The sequence below is a fragment of the Chryseobacterium sp. sg2396 genome (assembly GCF_042610505.1).
In the GTDB taxonomy this organism is placed as follows: domain Bacteria; phylum Bacteroidota; class Bacteroidia; order Flavobacteriales; family Weeksellaceae; genus Chryseobacterium.
Genome location: NZ_JBHGAQ010000008.1, coordinates 62,057 through 81,067 on the forward strand (window position 1 = coordinate 62,057; position 19,011 = coordinate 81,067).

The 19,011-nt window shown below is 40.6% G+C and carries 11 protein-coding genes; 8 read left to right on the forward strand and 3 right to left on the reverse strand.

The annotated features are described in order from the left end of the window. Positions 1-2 precede the first annotated feature (2 nt). The 8 genes from ACED20_RS10160 to ACED20_RS10195 all read left to right on the forward strand — a co-directional run bounded on the left by ACED20_RS10160 (position 3) and on the right by ACED20_RS10195 (position 13,832). Positions 3-3,488, forward strand: coding sequence for a DUF2723 domain-containing protein (locus ACED20_RS10160; RefSeq protein WP_294263278.1), 3,486 nt, complete (start codon positions 3-5; stop codon positions 3,486-3,488). A gap of 112 nt (positions 3,489-3,600) precedes the next feature. Then, entirely contained in the window at positions 3,601-5,088 is a 1,488-nt protein-coding gene (locus ACED20_RS10165; protein WP_378104409.1) for a hypothetical protein, read from the forward strand. 68 nt (positions 5,089-5,156) lie between these two features. Continuing rightward, positions 5,157-5,681 (forward strand): DUF1697 domain-containing protein, encoded by a 525-nt coding sequence (locus ACED20_RS10170; protein ID WP_294198918.1) that lies wholly within the window; start codon positions 5,157-5,159, stop codon positions 5,679-5,681. 739 nt (positions 5,682-6,420) lie between these two features. Further along, on the forward strand, positions 6,421-7,230 hold the full coding sequence (kdsA, locus tag ACED20_RS10175; protein WP_294198917.1) for a 3-deoxy-8-phosphooctulonate synthase: 810 nt from the start codon (positions 6,421-6,423) through the stop codon (positions 7,228-7,230). A 183-nt stretch (positions 7,231-7,413) separates the two neighbouring features. Then, positions 7,414-9,660: a TonB-dependent siderophore receptor gene (locus tag ACED20_RS10180; protein WP_294221313.1), complete on the forward strand. Its 2,247-nt coding sequence runs from the start codon at positions 7,414-7,416 to the stop codon at positions 9,658-9,660. A 161-nt stretch (positions 9,661-9,821) separates the two neighbouring features. Beyond that, entirely contained in the window at positions 9,822-10,199 is a 378-nt protein-coding gene (locus tag ACED20_RS10185; RefSeq protein ID WP_294291730.1) for a hypothetical protein, read from the forward strand. Positions 10,200-10,301: 102 nt separating this feature from the next. Beyond that, the gene (locus ACED20_RS10190) at positions 10,302-10,775 is read left to right on the forward strand and encodes a DUF3347 domain-containing protein (protein WP_378104412.1); all 474 of its coding nucleotides are present in this window, start codon (positions 10,302-10,304) and stop codon (positions 10,773-10,775) included. Between the two features lie 312 nt (positions 10,776-11,087). Further along, positions 11,088-13,832 carry a multicopper oxidase domain-containing protein gene (locus ACED20_RS10195; protein WP_378104414.1) on the forward strand — a complete coding sequence of 915 codons (2,745 nt, stop codon included), beginning with the start codon at positions 11,088-11,090 and terminating at the stop codon, positions 13,830-13,832. A 110-nt stretch (positions 13,833-13,942) separates the two neighbouring features. Here the strand turns inward: ACED20_RS10195 and ACED20_RS10200 are convergent, their stop codons facing one another. The 3 genes from ACED20_RS10200 to ACED20_RS10210 all read right to left on the reverse strand — a co-directional run bounded on the left by ACED20_RS10200 (position 13,943) and on the right by ACED20_RS10210 (position 18,769). Beyond that, positions 13,943-14,809 carry a polysaccharide deacetylase family protein gene (locus tag ACED20_RS10200; RefSeq protein ID WP_378104416.1) on the reverse strand — a complete coding sequence of 289 codons (867 nt, stop codon included), beginning with the start codon at positions 14,807-14,809 and terminating at the stop codon, positions 13,943-13,945. 126 nt (positions 14,810-14,935) lie between these two features. After that, positions 14,936-15,667, reverse strand: coding sequence for a DUF72 domain-containing protein (locus tag ACED20_RS10205; RefSeq protein WP_378104418.1), 732 nt, complete (start codon positions 15,665-15,667; stop codon positions 14,936-14,938). 246 nt (positions 15,668-15,913) lie between these two features. After that, positions 15,914-18,769 carry a heavy metal translocating P-type ATPase gene (locus ACED20_RS10210; RefSeq protein WP_378104420.1) on the reverse strand — a complete coding sequence of 952 codons (2,856 nt, stop codon included), beginning with the start codon at positions 18,767-18,769 and terminating at the stop codon, positions 15,914-15,916. Positions 18,770-19,011 lie beyond the last annotated feature (242 nt).

The window sequence follows — 19,011 nt, forward strand, 5'->3', positions numbered from 1 at the left end:
ATATGAAAAATTGGACTTTTAGGCAATGGAACACCGTTCTCGGATGGGTGGTTTTCGCTATTGCATTCATTACGTACTTGTCCACCATAGAACCGAATTTCAGTTTCTGGGATTGCGGCGAGTACATTTCCTCAGCAGTAAAACTCGAAGTAACGCACGCTCCCGGAGCGGCATTATTCCAGATTGTGGGTGCCGTGGCAGCCATTTTTGCTTTAGGAAAAGGCGAAAACTATTCGATCGTGATCAACGCGATGTCTGCCCTGTTCAGTGCATTTACAATCCTGTTTCTGTTCTGGACGATCACGCATTTTGTAAGAAGGCTTCTGAACAAGGACTTTGAGGAAATTACAAAACATCAGGAAATTTCTATTCTTTTTGCAGGTATTGTAGGCGCTCTATGCTTTACATTTTCAGATACGTTCTGGTTCTCTGCGGTAGAAGGGGAAGTATATTCGATGGCGTCGATGTTTATTGCTCTTCTGGTCTGGCTCATCACCAAATGGGAAAACGAATACCAGGTGCCGGGGAACGAGCGCTGGATCATTTTGATATTCTTTATTCTGGGACTTTCCGTAGGCGTTCACATGATGTGTATGCTGGCGATTCCTGCGGTATGTCTTGTGTATTATGCAAGAAGCTATAAATTCACCTGGAAGAATTTTCTTTGGGCAAATGCTATAACCCTGCTTATTCTCGCTATTGTCTTTAAAGGGATTTTCCCTTTCATCATGACGATGTTCGGGAAGCTTGAGATTTTCTTTGTGAACGGATTATCGTTGCCGTTCCATTCAGGAACCATAGTTGGGTTTATCCTGATGGTAGGAATCTGTTATTTTCTGATTTCCTATACAAGAAAGATGAAAAAAAATGTATTCCAGACCATTGCTTTATCCATAGTTTTTATGATGATAGGTTTTTCATGCTGGATGGTAATTCCGATAAGGGCAAATGCCAATCCGCCGATGAACCTTAACGATCCGGACAACGCCATCGGAATGCTGGATTATTACAACAGGGAGCAGTATGGTGACTGGCCTACGATTTACGGACAGAACTATACCGCTTTCCTCGATGCAAACGGAATCGAGAAAAACGAAGACGGAAGCTTCAAAACAACCAAAACCGGAGAAATCTACGAGAAAGACGAAAAGACCGGAACGTACAGAAAAACGGGAGACCGTTTCAATTATGTCTTTAATAAAGCCCATGTAGGATTTATGCCAAGAATGTTCAATGAGGACAAAGATGTGATGGCCAACTACATTTCCATGTATGGAGCACCGGATTTTACCTTTAATTATGGTAACGAAGATGTAGCGAACAGCCCGGAAGCGAAACAGATTTTTGATGAATTAAGAAAAAAATACGAAGACGGATCGATTACTGCGGCAGATTATCTGAAAGTAAGACCTTATAACCTGATCAACGTTCAGAAGCCTTCCCTGGCGCAGAACCTTGATTATTTCATTACCTTCCAGAACGGATATTATTTTATACGTTACCTGATGTGGAACTTCGTGGGCCGTCAGAACGACCTTGAAGGAAATATGGAAAGCACAAAAGGAAACTGGATCTCAGGGATTCCTTTTATCGATAACGCATTATGGGGGAATCAGGACAAGATGCCTTCAAAATTTAAAAATGAAAGTACCGTTAAATTCTTCTTTTTACCGCTAATTTTAGGGCTGATCGGATTCTTTTTCCAGCTGAACAGAGACTTCGGGAGATTCTACGCGATGCTGTCGATCTTTGTGTTGATGAGTGTCGGGATCATTTTCTATACCGGGGTAAAACCTTTCGAACCGAGAGAAAGAGATTATGCGATGGTAGGCTCGTTCTATGTGTTTGCCATCTGGATCGGATTGGGAGCGGGAGCCATCCTTTGGTTCTTGCAATCTAAAATCAAATCGAATGCGGCCAATCTGGTTGCAGGCGTGGTTCTTCTGGGGGTTCCTTTTATGATGGGTTTCCAGAACTATAATGTCCACAACAGACACAACCGATATACTTCTTATGATTACGGATATTCCGTTTTGAAATCACTGCCGAAAGAAGATATTCTTTTTGTGTACGGAGATAACGATACCTACCCGGTTTGGGCGATCCAGGAAACGGAACAGTTCAGAGATGACGTAAAAGTGGTAAACTTTACCCTGGCTTCAACTCCTTGGAATATCGATCAGATTAAAAGAAGAACCTACAACGCTGCACCGGTTCCGGGTGTACTGACTCACGATGATTACAGGGACGGCGTCAACGACCAGATCTATATGATGAAGAAATCGGATTGGGAAGGATTATTCTCTATGCTGAAAGAGCAGGGTGCGCCACCGACGGAATTTGCGGAATTCAGAAAGTTCCTGACGCAGGATTCCATGACGATGAAGCAGGCCATCAGCTTCCTGAAGTATTCTTCTCCGGCTAAAAACGAGTTGTTAAAAATGTATTTCGGTGAAGAGAAATATGAGAAATACAATATTCTACCGGTAAATAAATTCATCCTTCCGGTAAATAAAGAAAACGCCGTAAAATCTGGAATCATAAAGGCTGCGGATCTTCCGGATACGGTAAACCAGATCATGATTACCTACAAAGGAAATACCTTGTATAAAAATAACCTGATCATGCTGGATGTGCTTGCCAACTTCGACTGGAAAAGACCGATCAGTTTCTCTTCCGGAGGAATCTATGACAGCGAAAATATTTTCTATCTGGATGAATATCTGCAGTTCGACGGTTTCAGCTACCGTTTGGTGCCGATCCACACGCCACAGACACAGAACGGAGATATGGGAAGGGTAGACGCAAACTCCCTGTATAATGTAGTGAAAAACTTCAGATGGGGGAATTTCAAGGATCTTAACAGCCATTTCGATGAAACGGCAACATCCAACATCATGAGTTACCGTTCGTCCGCAAGCAGGGCAGCTGCCGCTTTGGCAACGATGGGAGAAAAAGGAAAAGCTGCGGAATTGCTTGATCTGGCTTCCAAAGAAATCCCGGCTCAGAAATATAACGATCCGCGTTCTTTAAGCTCTATGGTATACGGATACATTGTTTCCGGCCAGGAGAAAAAAGGTCTGCAGCTGGCAGAAGTGCTTAAAAAAGGAATCTTTGACGAGTATGATTATTATATGAGCCTGAGCAGAGCCGATCAGAACTATTTGAGAAGACAGATCAGGACCAAGCCGATGGAATATTCTCTGGTGATTTCAGCCGTTACCGACGGTTATACCAGAATCGGGAAAAAAGACAAAGCCTATGATTACCTGGTAAAATCCATTGAACCGATCGATAAGAAATTCAATACCTTTATTGAAAATCTTAAAGAAATGGGCAAGGAAAAAGCCATGAAGGAATCGGAGCAGGTACAGAAGATAACGCCGTTTTACCAGTATTTATTCGATGTGATGGAGCCTTTTGATTCCACCTATTCGAAAGAAAAGGAAACACAGATTACCAATTCAATTATCAAAGCAACACAATAAGTTTAAAATTTTGAACTTAGCCTTAATATTAAAAACGGAACTTCGGTTCCGTTTTTTTTGTGTTGGGATTTGATGAATTTTAAGATTATATTTGCCGGATTAACGAAGCACAATGTCAGAAACAAAAAATAGCAAAATCCCACGGTATGCTGTAATCTTTACAGTTGCGTTTAAACTGTTGTTTTTATTAACGAATTATATTCAGGAAGATGCCTTTATTACCTGGAGGGTTGCCCAGAATCTAATGGACTACGGTGTGATCGGGTTTAATGGGCCGGTAAAAATCTCGGCATCCACAACGCATCTTTATGTTTTTGTTTCTTATCTTTTCAATTTAATTTTCGGCAAAGAAAACTTCATTGTTCCGCTGCTTGTTTTTAATTCTGTACTTTTCACCATCGGAAGCCTGTTTCTTTCACACCTATTGTTAAAGAACGCATGGGACAAAGCGATCTTTATTTTTTTAATAGGAATTTTACCGCCGGCTATTAAAATTTCCATTCTGGGGATGGAATACGGCATTCTTTTTTTTCTGGAAATGGCTTTGCTGTATTATGGCTTTTATCAAAGTAAAAGATGGGCACAGATTATTTTTCCGATCCTGATCCTTTTTACCAGGATCGATACGGTGATCTTTCTGGGCATCGTTTTTTTGGTGAATATCTTCTGGACGAAGAAAATAAAATGGTTTTACGTATTGGGATGTATTGTGGGCATTGCTGTTACATTGGCGTTCAATTGGCTGTATTTTGGAGAGATCGTCAATAACACCATTGTGGCAAAAAAACTGGCTTACAGCAAAGATTTTACATTTGACCAAAACCTGGAATACTTCAGACTGAATTTTGGGAATTTCTGGGGGATGCTGAAACTCCCGGGTGATTTTAATCCATTAACGATTATCATCCTGATTTTTGAACTGTTGTGTTTCATTTACCTGATCAGGCAACGCAATAAAAGAAATGTTTTTCTCTGGGTCATCTTTATTTTCGGATGGGTGAAGCAGCTGGTATTCCTTTCGCAGAAAAGCCTTTTCGACTGGTATTATTGGGTTCCGCAGGTATTGCTGTTTGTGCCTGTTGTAATTTTTGTCCTGGAACAGAAAGAGAAAAAGAAACGGTGGCTTTCTTTACTGATTGTAATTTATATTATTCCGATGCTGGCTTTCCAGACCGTACATTCCATTGCTACAGGGAATGGTGAATGGAATTACCGGAGAACCATTGGCTTATTTCTGAATCAGTATGAAAAAGATAAAAACCAGTGGATCTTTCTGGAACCAGCCGGTTATGTGCCGTATTTTTCAGGATTAAAAACCATTGATGAAGTTGGACTGGTCGACAAAAAAGTACAGGAAGAAATCAAAAAGGACAAACCGAATTTCTGGATCAATACCGTAAAAAACAGAAAACCCAAATACCTGCTTTCCTACGATGATTTATTCGCTTCCAAAAATGGGACGTACATCAAAGTTCATTATAAGCTGATCAAAGAATTCCGTGTGAAAGACCATCTGAAAAGCGATAACAAAATTCTGGAAAAGATCTACATCCTCAAACCTTCCGGAACAGACTACAACCTGTACGAAAGAGTCGATTAATCTAAATAGTAGAATAAACTCCTCAACACTACAACACCATGACTCTAACGCCCTCATACACCCAAACCATGAAATACTGTGCTTTTCTCCGTGGCGTCAATGTAAAAGGAACCAACATGAAGATGGCGGAAGTCTGCGGGGTTTTTAAAGAGGCCGGGATGGAAGAGGTGTCTTCGGTATTGGCTTCAGGGAATATTATTTTTTCGTCCGATCAGAAAGCAGATGAATTAAAAACAATTCTGGAAAAAGCGATGTCTGAACATTTTTCGTATGAAGCATTTCTGTTCGTCAAATCGCAGGAGGAAATACAAAATGCGCTCCACAATAATCCTTTTGAAAAAAGCGAAGACCAGCATATCTATATTTTTGTAGGAAACATAGGAATTGAGAAGATCCTGATGAACGCGTTTGAAAATGCCTCAAAAGCAGAAAATGAAACCGCTGAAATTGTAGATGATATTTTTTACTGGAAAGTTCCGAAAGGAAATACGCTGGATTCGGCATTTGGGAAAATTTTAGGAAGAAAAAATCTGAAAGACCAGTTTACCAGCCGGAATGTGAATACTTTAGAGAAGATTGTAAAGAAATTCTGATGGAATTCATCAAACTTTTAGCTGTAATTTTTGCATTGTCTAACTTTTATTTCTTCGTATATAATGAAAATACGAATCTTCGGAAAAGGTTTTTAATAGGTTTTGGAATTGTTTTATTATTTTCTCTGGTTTTTTCCTGTGTTTATGCTGATAACAATACAATGCTGATAGAAGGGACCGGCATCATTACAGGATATTTTATAATATTATTCCTGGTTCATTTACTTTTAATTAAAATATTCCGGATCAGAAAATATTACCTTTATCAGTTTGTTTTTTTTCTGCTATTTTTTTTATTTACAGTATTTTATATCGCCTTAATGCAGAGTGTGTTTAAGTATTCTTAGAGAAACTTTAGCTTGATAAATGAAAATTCAAAATTTTTATAATTGAATTAAATAATATGAATTTGATGGTATTCAATTTTTTCTCTTTAATTTAAAGTAAAAATCGGAAATGTGACCGCGAAATTTAATGTAATTTTCTCTTAACAGCATACCAACAAGATCATCTGATAAAGAATATGTCGGCAGAATAAACTTTCAGTCTCCAGTTTTATTACTTCCAGCATGGTGAACTGTTTCTACTTTGAATTTACGGTAAATAAGTTCAGAATCTTTCAAAAACAAAATAAATCTGCGTCATCTGCCAGATCTGCGGTGCTAAGAAGATGGTTGGTAAATAATTTCGCATTTCCGAACTTTCTCAGTATTTTTACTGAACTTTTAATTACCATAAAATGATTCAGTATTTAAATAACATCCACCACAAAGATTCAAAAAACTTTTTTCTTATTGCCGGGCCTTGCATCATTGAAGGTGAAGACATGGCGCTGAAAATTGCAGAAAAAGTGGTGGAACTCACCAACAAATACAATATTCCGTATATTTTCAAAGGAAGCTTTAAAAAAGCCAATCGTAGCCGGGTAGATTCGTTTACGACCATCGGCGAAGAGAAATCGCTGGAGATCCTTAAAAAGGTAGGAGAGACTTTTAACATCCCGACAACAACCGATATCCACGAAAACGAACACGCTGCGCTGGCAGCCCAATACGTAGACGTACTTCAGATTCCGGCGTTCCTGGTTCGGCAGACGGATCTTTTGGTAGCCGCAGCCAAAACCGGAAAATGCGTTTCCCTGAAAAAAGGGCAGTTCCTATCCCCGGAATCGATGAAATTTGCGGTTCAGAAAATTACGGATTCCGATAACCCGAGAGTAGCCATCATCGAAAGAGGAAATTCCTTCGGATATACGGATCTGATTGTGGATTACAGAGGAATTCCGACAATGAGAAATTATGCACCTGTTATTCTGGATGTTACCCATTCTTTACAGCAGCCGAACCAAAGTTCAGGCGTTACCGGCGGAAGACCGGACCTTATCGAAACCGTAGCCAAAGCAGGAATCGCTGTAGGAGCAGACGGAATTTTCATCGAAACCCATCCGACACCGGAAACGGCTTTATCCGACGGGGCCAATATGCTGCGACTGGATCTGCTGGAAGATCTTTTACAGAAATTAACCAGAGTAAGGGAAGCCATTTTATAGCTATTCACTTTTTCAGATAAACACTTATCTGTTTTTTTAACATTGGTATAAATTCGCCTGCGCCTGGTTATCTTTAAAATATATGGAATACAACCAGAAATCATGTCTGCAAATGTTAAAGAAAGTTTAAATAAGTTAAAATAAAATTTATATATTCACGTTTGAAATTTTAAAGCATTTCTTTTGAAAAAACTAGTTTTACCACTGAGCCTTCTGGTTCCTGCATTAGTATTCTCCCAAGTACGTAAAAAGAAGGATACGATGAAAACCGCGAGCATCGAAGAAGTTGTTTTCCAGAAAAAAGTGACGGGAAGCACCAACGATATGACCGCTGTAAAAATTTCGGCGAAAGATGCAAGGAATGTGGCCAGTATCTCCGGAGGGATCGAAGGAATTCTGAAAACCTTACCTTCCGTAAACTCCAATACGGAGCTGTCCTCACAATATATGGTTCGTGGAGGAAACTATGATGAAAACCTGATATACATCAACGATATAGAAATCTACAGGCCTTTCCTGATCCGGAATTCCCAGCAGGAAGGACTCAGTATCATCAATCCGGATATGGTCTCTACCGTAAACTTCTCAGCAGGAGGTTTTGAACCGAGATACGGCGATAAAATGTCTTCGGCACTGAACATCTATTACCGCGAACCGGAAAAGTTTGAAGTTGCAGGGGAAGGAAGCTTAATCGGCGGAAGGCTGACCACCGGCTTTGCGGCAGGGAAAGACGGTGAAGGAAACCGGAAATTTACCGCCTTGTTTTCAGGAAGGTACCGCAATACCAATCTTGTTCTGAATACTTTGAATGAAGATACCGATTTCAATCCGAAATACATGGATTTCCAGACGTATCTTAATTATCATTTCAACCCGAAACTTACCATGTCATTCATCGGGTATTATTCCAAGAACGACTACGAAATGATTCCGAAAGCGAGAAGCATCGATTTCGGCTCCTTACAGCAGCCAATTAACCTGACCGTGAATTATGGCGGCCGTGAAGACGATAAGTACAAGAATATGATGGGAACATTCTCCCTGAATTTCAAGCCTTCGGATAAATGGAGGTTTACCTTGGATGCATTTGCCTATCAGAACCGGGAAAGAGAATATTATTCTATTGCGTCGGCTTACGTTTTGCAGACCTTCGATCCGGTTACGGGAGCACCGGTGACTTCTTATGACACGGGTGGCCAGATCGAACATGCCCGAAACGACCTGTTTGTAAAAACCTACGGAACACAGGCCAGAGCCCGCTTTTCACCCAATGTGAATACGGATATCGAAGTAGGGTTCAAATATGAAAAAGAAAACCTAAAAGACCTTACCAATGAGTGGAAGCTGGTAGATTCCGCAGGATACAGCACGCCTATTTCTGCACTTTTGGATCCCCGAAACCCACCGGATCTGCAGCTGTATTACAGCATTTCAGGCAAAAATAATATAGAGCCGACAAGAATGTCTGCATATGCACAATACTCACAGAAATTTTTCTGGGGAAGCAATAAAGTTTTCTTAAATGCGGGCGCTAGGGTAGCACACTGGAGCTTCAATAACGAAACCATTTTCTCTCCGAGAGCTCAGTTTGCTATTAAGCCGGATTGGGATACCGATATGCTCTTCAGGCTTTCGGGAGGAATCTATTACCAGGCTCCGTTTTACAAGGAAATTAAAGACCTTGACGGAAATTTCAACCCGAATATCAAATCCCAGCGTTCCATTCAGGCAATTTTGGCAAACGATTACGAATTCCAGATGTACGACAGGCCTTTCAAGCTGACTACGGAATTGTATTATAAAAAAATGGACGACCTGATTCCATACTTTATGGATAACGTAAGGATCCGCTACTCAGGCAAAAACAATGCATCCGGATCTGCTTATGGGATCGATACACGCCTGTTCGGGGAATTTGTTCCCGGTGTCGATTCCTGGTTGTCGGCCAGTTATGCCAGGGTGTATGAAAATATCGACGGAAGAGGAGATATCCCGAGACCTACCGACCAAAGACTCCGTTTCGCTATGTTCTACCAGGATTATATGCCGAAATTCCCTAAAATGCGGGTAAACCTAACCTTGGTTTATGCAATGGGATTGCCTACCGGATCGCCGATTGTCCTGGATGAGAACCGGAAGATCGATTATTTAGCAGGCTATTCCTACCAGAAAACGCTGCCTTCTTACAAAAGGGTGGATTTAGGGCTTTCTTACGCATTTATAGAGCCGAAAGAAAAAAATAATGCTTACGGATTCTGGGGAAATTTTGATGAGCTGACCCTGGGTGTACAGGTTTTTAACGCTTTTAATATCAGAAATACGGTAGCGAACCAATGGATCACCGATGCCAACACCAACCTGATGTATCCGGTTCCGGTTCGTCTGACAGGCCGTTTCTTCAATGTAAAGCTTGAATTCAGAATTAAATAAAAAGAGATTTCAACTTTGACAAAGTTTTTCAAAATCTATTTCAAATTAACAATACCAAAATAGACTCCCGACGACCGGGAGTTTATTTTTTTCCGGATTTTATAACAATAATACGGAATCTTATAACATACATACCATGGATAATCTTTAACTTTGTTTTTATGAAAAAGATTCTTGCCATACTGTTCTCTGTTTTCTACTTCGGATTTTCGTCCGGAGCGGTGTTCAGCGTTCATTATTGTATGAATGAATTGGTATCCGTAAGCCGTAATGCAGAAGATGTATGCAGCAAATGCGGTGTAAAAACAAAGAAAGACTGCTGTAAAACCGAAATCAAAGTTGTAAAAGTTGATGATTCTCAAAAGTCGGATTTTCTCAAAGTTGATTTTTTAAAACAGATCCATGATGTTTCACGGCACGAGTTTGTAGTGGCAGACCCATCCTTTTCCGCTACCAAATTTTTTCAGATACGAATCAACGCACCGCCTGAAATACGGCCGGTTCCCATTTTTATTACCCATTGTCATTTTAGGATTTAGAATCCGTCAGTCGTTTAATGTTATTATTAAATACGACACGGTTTGTCGCATCATGCGGTCTAAAAATATTTAATTAAAAAAATTAATCCTAAAATTTAAACAATGAAAAAGTATATCATCACTGCAGTATTCTCTTTATTTTCAATCCTTTCCATTTCAGCACAGTCCAAAAAAGATGTACAGGTTTCCAAACTTTACCAAAATTACATCGCTATAAAGTCAGCTTTGGCTTCGGATAATGCCGATATAACTTCAAAGGCAGCCACCGAATTTATTAAAACCGCTTCAGCTATCGATTATAAAAAAGTTTCGGAAGGAAACCTGGATGCCCTCAGGAAAGATGCCACTGCCATTTCAGAAGCCAGAAGCATCAATATCCAACGGGAAACTTTTATGAATCTTTCCGAGAACATGATTTCTTTGGCCAAAGAATTCAAACTTTCCGAAAATCCGGTTTACGTTCAGTATTGCCCGATGGCAGACGGAAGCTGGCTGAGCGACGAATCGAAAATTGCCAATCCATATTATGGCAAATCTATGCTTACCTGCGGGAATGTGAAATCTACTATTAAATAAGAATGTATTTTATTTAAAATGAATAAGTTGTAAAGCCTGAGCTAAAGGGGTTTTTGCTGTTGAGGGTAAAAGATGTTACTGAGCCTTTTATGTTTTTAAACAGCAAAAGATTTAAATTTTAGGCCGTGTTTACTCAGGCTTTACAAATATTTTTTAACTCATTTAACTGCATTCGCAAAATTTTATAAGAGTATCGAAATAACTGAATCCTAAAAGCTGAGATTTATTTTTATGCTTTATTATTTGTTATTCAATCTGATGAGATAAAATGATCTATTGCTGCTTTTGCAGTTAAATACATTACAGAATACTATGAAAAAATTCATCCTGTTTCTGTTGTTCTTATGCTCTGTTTTCAGTTTTTCACAAACTTCAAAAATCTATTTTACCTGTCCGATGCATCCCGAAATCGTCTCTTCAAAGCCGGGAGACTGCCCGAAATGCGGAATGGCGCTGGTTAAAAAGACAGTAGTGTTAAAACCAGAAACCAAAACGGTTCGTAAAACGGAAATAAAAACAACGGAAGTCAAAAGAAATACGGCTAAAAAGCCGGACAAAAAAGGAAATCTCCCTAAGAATACGGTTAAATCTAAAGAGAACGTTCAGAATTCAGGAGTACTGGTATCAGGTCAGAAACAGAAGTCTGAATTTCAAAATGGGAAAGAGTATACCTGTCCGATGCATCCTGAAGTTGTTTCCGGTAGGCCGGGTAAATGTCCCAAATGCGGAATGGATCTGGTAGAAAACGAAGATCATAAAGAACTTCAGCCTGAGCCTCGAAATAACATTTTAAAAAAGAATTCTGCAAACGGAAAAGTGAGCTTTGGCGGAAAAACGGTTCGATATGATTTATATGTAAAAGATACGATCGTTAATTTTACAGGGAAAGACCGCAGAGCGATTGCGGTAAACGGAAAACTTCAGGCACCGACTTTATACTTTACTGAGGGAGATACCGCTGAAATTTACCTTCACAATATGCTGAAGGAAAATACAGGCTTTCACTGGCACGGAGTTATTTTACCGAATGAATTCGACGGTGTCCCTTATCTCACGACGAAACCGGTAAAACCCGGTGAGGCCCACCTTTACAGATTCAAAGTTTCCCAGAACGGAACCTACTGGTACCATTCCCACGAAAGCCTTCAGGAACAGATCGGGATGAACGGAATCCTTGTTTTCCGTAAGAGAGAAGGAAATCCGCAGATACAATATACCCGTGAAATTCCGGTATTGCTTGGAGAATGGACCAATGATAACCCGAAACAGATTGCCAGACGTCTTCACATGGCCAATACGGATTGGTACGCTATTAAAAAAAATGCGGTACAGAGTTATGGGGAAGCTATTAAGTCCGGAAATCTCGGAACAAAGCTGCTGAACGAATGGAAAAGGATGGAAGCCATGGACGTGAGTGATGTCTATTATGACAAATTTCTTATCAATGGTCAGCCCAGCTCAGTCTATGATGACCTGAAAGCAGGGGATAAAGTGCGGTTAAGAATAGCTAACGGAGGTTCTTCTACTTATTTCTGGCTGAATTTTGGAGGAGGGAAAATAAAAGTAATAGCCAACGACGGAAATGAAGTTGTTCCTGTGGAAGTAGACCGCCTGATGGTCGGGGTTTCTGAAACCTATGATATTGAAGTCACGATTCCCGAAAATAAGAGTTTTGAATTCCGAGCTACTTCGGAAGACCGGATCGGACATGCTTCGCTCTGGCTGGGTTCAGGCGAAAAAGTAGCTGCTCCCGATCTGCCGAGACTGATGCTTTTTGAAGGGATGAAAATGATGAACGGTATGATGGGCATCAGCGGAAATATGAAGCCGATGAACATGACAATGAGCAACCAGATGATGGACATGAATGAGGTGATGTATCCCGAGCTTCCTGAAAACCAGCGGAAGATGACCATGAAGCACATGAACGAAATGATGGGCATTCAGGAAAAGGAAACTGCTGATGGAGGCCATTCCAATCACTCAGAAATGAATATGTCTGAGGAGAAATCGATTAAAAGACTTTCCTACAATATGCTGAAGTCTCCTGAAAAAACCATCCTGCCTTCGGAAAACGTTCGTGAGCTGAAATTCCGGCTGGAAGGAAATATGAACCATTATCTATGGACGCTCGATAATAAAACGGTGACGGAGACCGACAAAATTCTGTTAAGAAAGGGGGAGATCCTGAGGATTACGATGTATAACAATTCGATGATGCGCCATCCGATGCACCTTCACGGCCATGATTTCAGGCTGATTAATGCCAAAGGGGAATATTCTCCGTTGAAAAATGTAGTGGATATTATGCCGATGGAAACCGATACGATCGAATTTGCTGCCAACCAGGACGGCGACTGGTTCTTCCACTGCCATATCCTTTACCACATGATGGCCGGAATGGGAAGGGTTTTCAGTTATGAAAATTCAAAGCCCAATCCGGAATTGCCGAACAGAAAACTGGCCTGGAAAAGCTTTATGAAAGACAACCGGATGATCAGCTCCATGGCCATGCTGGATCTAAATTCCAATAAAATCCATACGGAAACCATGACGATGTTCGGGCCGAGATGGGTTAACCTGAATGAGTTTCATTCCAACTGGGATTTCAGTCATTTTGACGGAAATTTTAAGGCGGGAAGATTTTTAGGAAAGTTCCAGTGGGCGCTGCCATATGCAGGTTTTAGAATCCAAAACAACCATGAAATTATGGGTCGGCAGATGGCGGAATCAATGGACATGGATTATCACGGCCGGAAAACGTGGTTTGGGCAGCAGAAGGCTTCCAAAACAAAAGGTGCTGTGATCGTCGGAATGCAATATGTATTGCCAATGCTGATTACCGCTGATGCAAGCATTGATCAAAATGGGAAAGTCCTGCTGGAATTCCAGAGGGAAGATATTCCTATTTCACGGAGGTTGAGAGGAAATTTCTTGGTGAATTCAGACGGGGAATTTTCAACAGGGCTGCGTTATATCGTACAAAAATGGGTTTCGATATCCGGGAATTATGATAACGAAATGGGCTGGGGAGCCGGAATTACATTGATGTATTGATAGGTCATCCAAACCTCATAGGTTTTGTCCAGCAAAAAAACAGCTGTCCGAAAATGTTCGGACAGCTATTTTTATTTGTTTTAGTGTTTAAATTTCCCGGCTGAAAGCATTTAATTCAGCACCTCATTGATCTTCGGATACTCCGATATTTTCCTGAATACAAACCGGTTACTTTTCTGAAGCTTTTCAATAAAAAGATCCAGTTCGTTTACGGAATCACTATCCGTTAAATACTGATCATGGGTCAGAAAAACCAAATGTCTTGATGTTTTTTCAAGATCGTTGAAGAAAATACTGTCAACTTTTTTCAGCATCTCTTCATGTTTTCCCTTCAAGGCCATTGTGTTGTTTGGTTTCCATTCCAGGTCCCAGCCAACTACCTTATATCCGGCCTGTTTCAGTTGGTCCGCAGCATCTTTTGAACTTTTCAGATCGGTTACCGTAATGTTATTCAGTCTCCAGATGTTTCTTCCCGGAGTCCTGGCGATCCGGTCGTACAGGCGTAAGCTGTCTTTTGCAGTGTCAAAATCATGAACTACGGCTGCAGGATTCTTATAAAAATCGGTATACCGGTTGTGGGCATGCGTAAAGCTGTGATTGGCCAGTTCGATAAGCTGATCTTTTCTCAGGAGTTCCAGATCCTGCTGTTGCTTCTTGCTTCCATACACGTGCTTGCCAACCAAAAATGCGGTGTCACATACGTTTCTTTTATGTAAAATTCTAAGGAGATTCTCCGTTCCCCGGTTGGGTCCGTCATCGAATGTAAGATAGATGACCCTTTTGTCAGTCGAAGTTTTTTTATTATCAAGTTTGGGGACAATTTTTGCGACGGGATGGTCTTCGGGAATCGGTTTTAACGATTCTGTTTTGTCTTTTTTTTGATTACAGCTGTTGAATAAAATTGAAGTTGCACTCATCAATGCAAACATCCCTAGAAAAGTCTTTTTTAGAGACTTTTCCGCAAAAGTTTTTGTCATAAAGTTTAATGGAATTTTTGTTGTTAAAAATTGTTAATTTTTCCAAATATTTCTTAACAAAAAATATGCCGATTAGCTCTTAAATTACACTTTTTAAGATGATTTTAATAATTTATTTTCAGGATATTATTTTTCCAGCAGTTCCTTTAAATAGATAGAATTTTTAATAGCGGCTGTTCCCCAGGTATTATTAAAAAAGATAAATGATTTATGTTGGAAATTCCGGATTTTTTCAGCCAGATTTTTAATAAATTCTTCGCTGTATTCCGACTTGTAAAGAACAGGTTTTCCATGAAGCCTGTAGTACAGAATGTCAGCATGACTGACAATGACATCTTCCGGCAGATTTCCCGGAAAACTGACACCGGAAAAACTCACACGCTTTTCTTTCAACAGGTTAAAAATTTCATCCTGCCACCAGGATTCATGACGAAATTCAATGACGTTAACCTGACTGAAATCCAAATTGTTCAGAATCAAATCGATACTTTCAGGGATGTTTTTAAATGATGGCGGAAACTGATAGAGAAATCCTGAGAGCTTGTCTTTTAAATGAATTTGAATGTGTTGGCAAAATTCAGAGATTTCCTCCCGGCAGTTCTCCAACCGTTTTTCATGGGAAATCGTTTTAGGAATTTTAATAAAGAACCTGAAATCTTCCGGCGTTTCATTTGCCCATTTCTGTAAGGTTTTTGCCGTCGGTTTCCGGTAAAACGTAGAATTAATTTCCACACAATTGAATGCCTGGGAATATAGGATCAGAAAGTCTTTGCTTTTGGCATCCTCAGGATACAGAGAACCCTTCCAGTCATTATTATAAAACCCCGAACAGCCGATATAAAGATTTTCTTTTTCCATAATTTTAATGTTTGATGGTTTAAGCTCGTTTAAATTCTCCCAAAAATTTCACGGATTTTCACAGATGATGATTAATATTCCTGCGTGTTAAAATCCCTCTCGAATAGCAAGTAAAATATTTGTATAAAGGCAAAAAAAATCTATGATTTTTTTCTTCTGTGTTCTGAAATATCCTACCATACAGGAAAATCTAAAATCTAATGTGACGTATGTGTTAAAACTTAGGATTAGTAAAACTTAAAAAGCTTATTCAACCGATTTTATATTTAAATTAACCGAATTCAGCCTTAAGGAATTTAAGATGACCGATAAAGAACTGAAGCTCATGGCTGCAGCGGCAATCATCGGTGACAATAGAATTCCGAAAAAAGGATACAATAATCCTGCCGCAACCGGTACGCCCAACATATTGTAGATAAAGGCAAAGAACAGATTTTCCTTTATGTTTTTCAGCAGTTTCTCACTCAGCAGTTTCGCTTTGGCTACGCCGAGGATATCTCCTTTCAGCAATGTGATTTCAGCACTCTCGATCGCGGCATCCGTCCCGGTTCCCATTGCAATTCCGATGTTGGCCTGGGCCAGGGCAGGAGCATCATTGATTCCGTCGCCTGTCATCGCCACTATTTTACCTTGCTGCTGCAGTTTTTTTACTTCATTTAATTTATCTTCCGGCAGGCAGTTGGCTTTGAAATGTTTGATTCCCAATGTGTCGGCCACGGCTTTGGCAGTGTGTTCGTTATCGCCCGTCATCATAATGACATCAACACCTTCGGCCATCAACTGGTGAACCGCTCTTTTGGAACTCTCCTTGATTTTATCGTTAAAGCTGATAAAACCGAGCACTTCCTGATCCTGTGCCACATAAGAAATCGTATGGGCCTTCGACTGTATTTCAATGGCTTCCTGTTTCAGGCTTTCCGGGATCTGAATCCGGTGCGACGTCAGCAGGCTTTCGTTTCCAAGATAAATTATTTTTCCATTGTAATTTCCTTTCACGCCCTTTCCGGAAATATTCTCAAAATCCTGTACTTGCTCAGCGGAAATATTTTGGTCTTTTGCTTTCTGAATAACGGCATTTGAGAGAGGGTGTTCCGAATTCCGATTCAGGGAGTAGGCCAGTTTTATAATTTGATCCTGATTATTGTTGAAGGCTTTAATATGTTCAACCGATGGTTTTCCTTTCGTCAATGTTCCTGTTTTATCAGTAATCAGGACATTTACCTTATTCATGTGTTCAAGGGCTTCGGCATTTTTAATCAAAATCCCGTTTTTGGCACCTTTTCCGATTCCTACCATCAGAGACATCGGTGTGGCAAGACCCAGTGCGCATGGGCAGGCAACAATCAGAACGGCAACGGCATTGACGAATGCAAATAGAGTTCGCTGGCCTTCCGGACCGAAGAACTGCCATAAAACAAAGGTAAGAACAGCAATACCAATTACGGTCGGAACAAAAATTTTAGATACTTTATCCGTCAGCTTCTGGATCGGGGCTTTGCTGCGGCTGGCTTCATTCACCATCTTGATGATCTGGGACAGAAGGGTTTCGTCACCTACTTTTTCCGCTTTCATGACGAAGGTCTGGTTTCCGTTGATAGTTCCGGATGTTACCTGATCATCAACCTTTTTTTCAACAGGAACCGGTTCGCCCGTAATCATACTTTCATCGACCACCGAATTTCCTTCCGCGATTTTTCCGTCCACCGGAATTTTTTCACCGGGTTTTACCCTTAAGAGATCACCTTTTTTAATCTGAGAAAGCAGCACTTTTTTCTCCTGTCCTTCAACAATTAGGTTGGCTTCGTCAGGGGAGAGGTTCATCAGTTCACGGATGGCATTGCCTGTTTTTTTATGGGCGGCCGCTTCCATCAGCTGGCCTAAAATTACCAGGGTTAAAATCACACATACCGCCTCAAAATATAGAGGAATTTCATGATTGTGTCCGCGGATTTCATGAGGGATTATATCCGGAAACAGCAATGCTGCAATGCTGAAAATAAATGCTGCCGAGACCCCCAGTACAATAAGGCTGAACATGTTTAAATTCCGGGTTTTAAATGAAGCAAAGCCTCTCTTCATCAGGAACCATCCGGAATAAAAGATCACGGGCAGCGAAAGGAGCAGTTCGATAAATCCCTGAATATGATGGGAAAACGGGAAGTCGATTATCATTCCGCCCATGGAAAGGATAAACACCGGAATGGTAAAAGCCAGTGAAATCATCAGCTTTCTTTTCAGGATGGTGTAGGTTTCGTCGTGTCCATCCTCTTCTTTATCCGGCATTCTTACCAGATCCATCCCGCAGATGGGGCAGTCGCCGGGTTCGTTCCGGATGATTTCCGGATGCATCGGGCAAGTGTATTGGGCCGCTCTCTTCTCCGGGTACTTTACCAGGTCCATGCCGCAGACCGGGCATCCGACATTGCTGTCATAAACTTTATCTCCTTCGCAGTACATCGGACAATAGTACTTTCCTGCCATTTCATCGGTTACCTTTGGCGTTTCCTGATGAGGTTGGTGGTGATAGCGAGAATGCTGATGGGTATGCATTCCGGAACTGCTGACCAGCTCTTCCGTTATTTCTTCCAAATGCATGTGGCAGACCGGGCAATCGCCTTTTTCCTGATACACTTTATCTCCTTCACAGAACATCGGACAATAATAGTCTCCGACATGATCCTTAAAATTTTCGGGAAGGTGTGTTTTGGAATATGCCGGTTTGAAATTCGGATCTTTAGCGTGTTTTTCCTCAATCGGAACCAGGTACATATTGCAGACCGGACATTTTTTTCCCTGCTGGAAATAAACCTTGTCGCCTTCACATTCCATCGGGCAGTAATACACGGAAGACGGTGAAATACGGTCCTGGGGTTTTATAAATTCCTTTTGGGGATGATCCGGGTCTTCAAGCTTGTAATTTCCTGCTTCTTCAAGTGCTTTATTTAGAATATTGAGATCCTGCTCATGATCGGAGGTAATGGTTGCCGTATGGGTTTCCGGATTGATGTCGGCTTCTACGCCTTCCATACTGTTCAGTTTTTCAGAAATCTTTTTCTGGCAGCCGGAGCAGCTCATTCCGGTAATGGTATATATCTTTTTCATGATCCTTCTTATTTATGGTACAAATTTCCGGGATACTTCCGGAAGACTGTTATAAATTTAAGGATAATATGTGTAGAATTCGGTGTTTTTTTGAGTCTGAGAGTTGGAGGGTTGTACAGGCAGAGTATATCAGAGTTGGATAAAGGTTGAGAATCCTTAATTTTTACAATTCTACAGCTTAATAGAATCTTCACAAATTTCGCGTATTATGAAAATCCTTAAGACTTTTTATACCCTCAAAC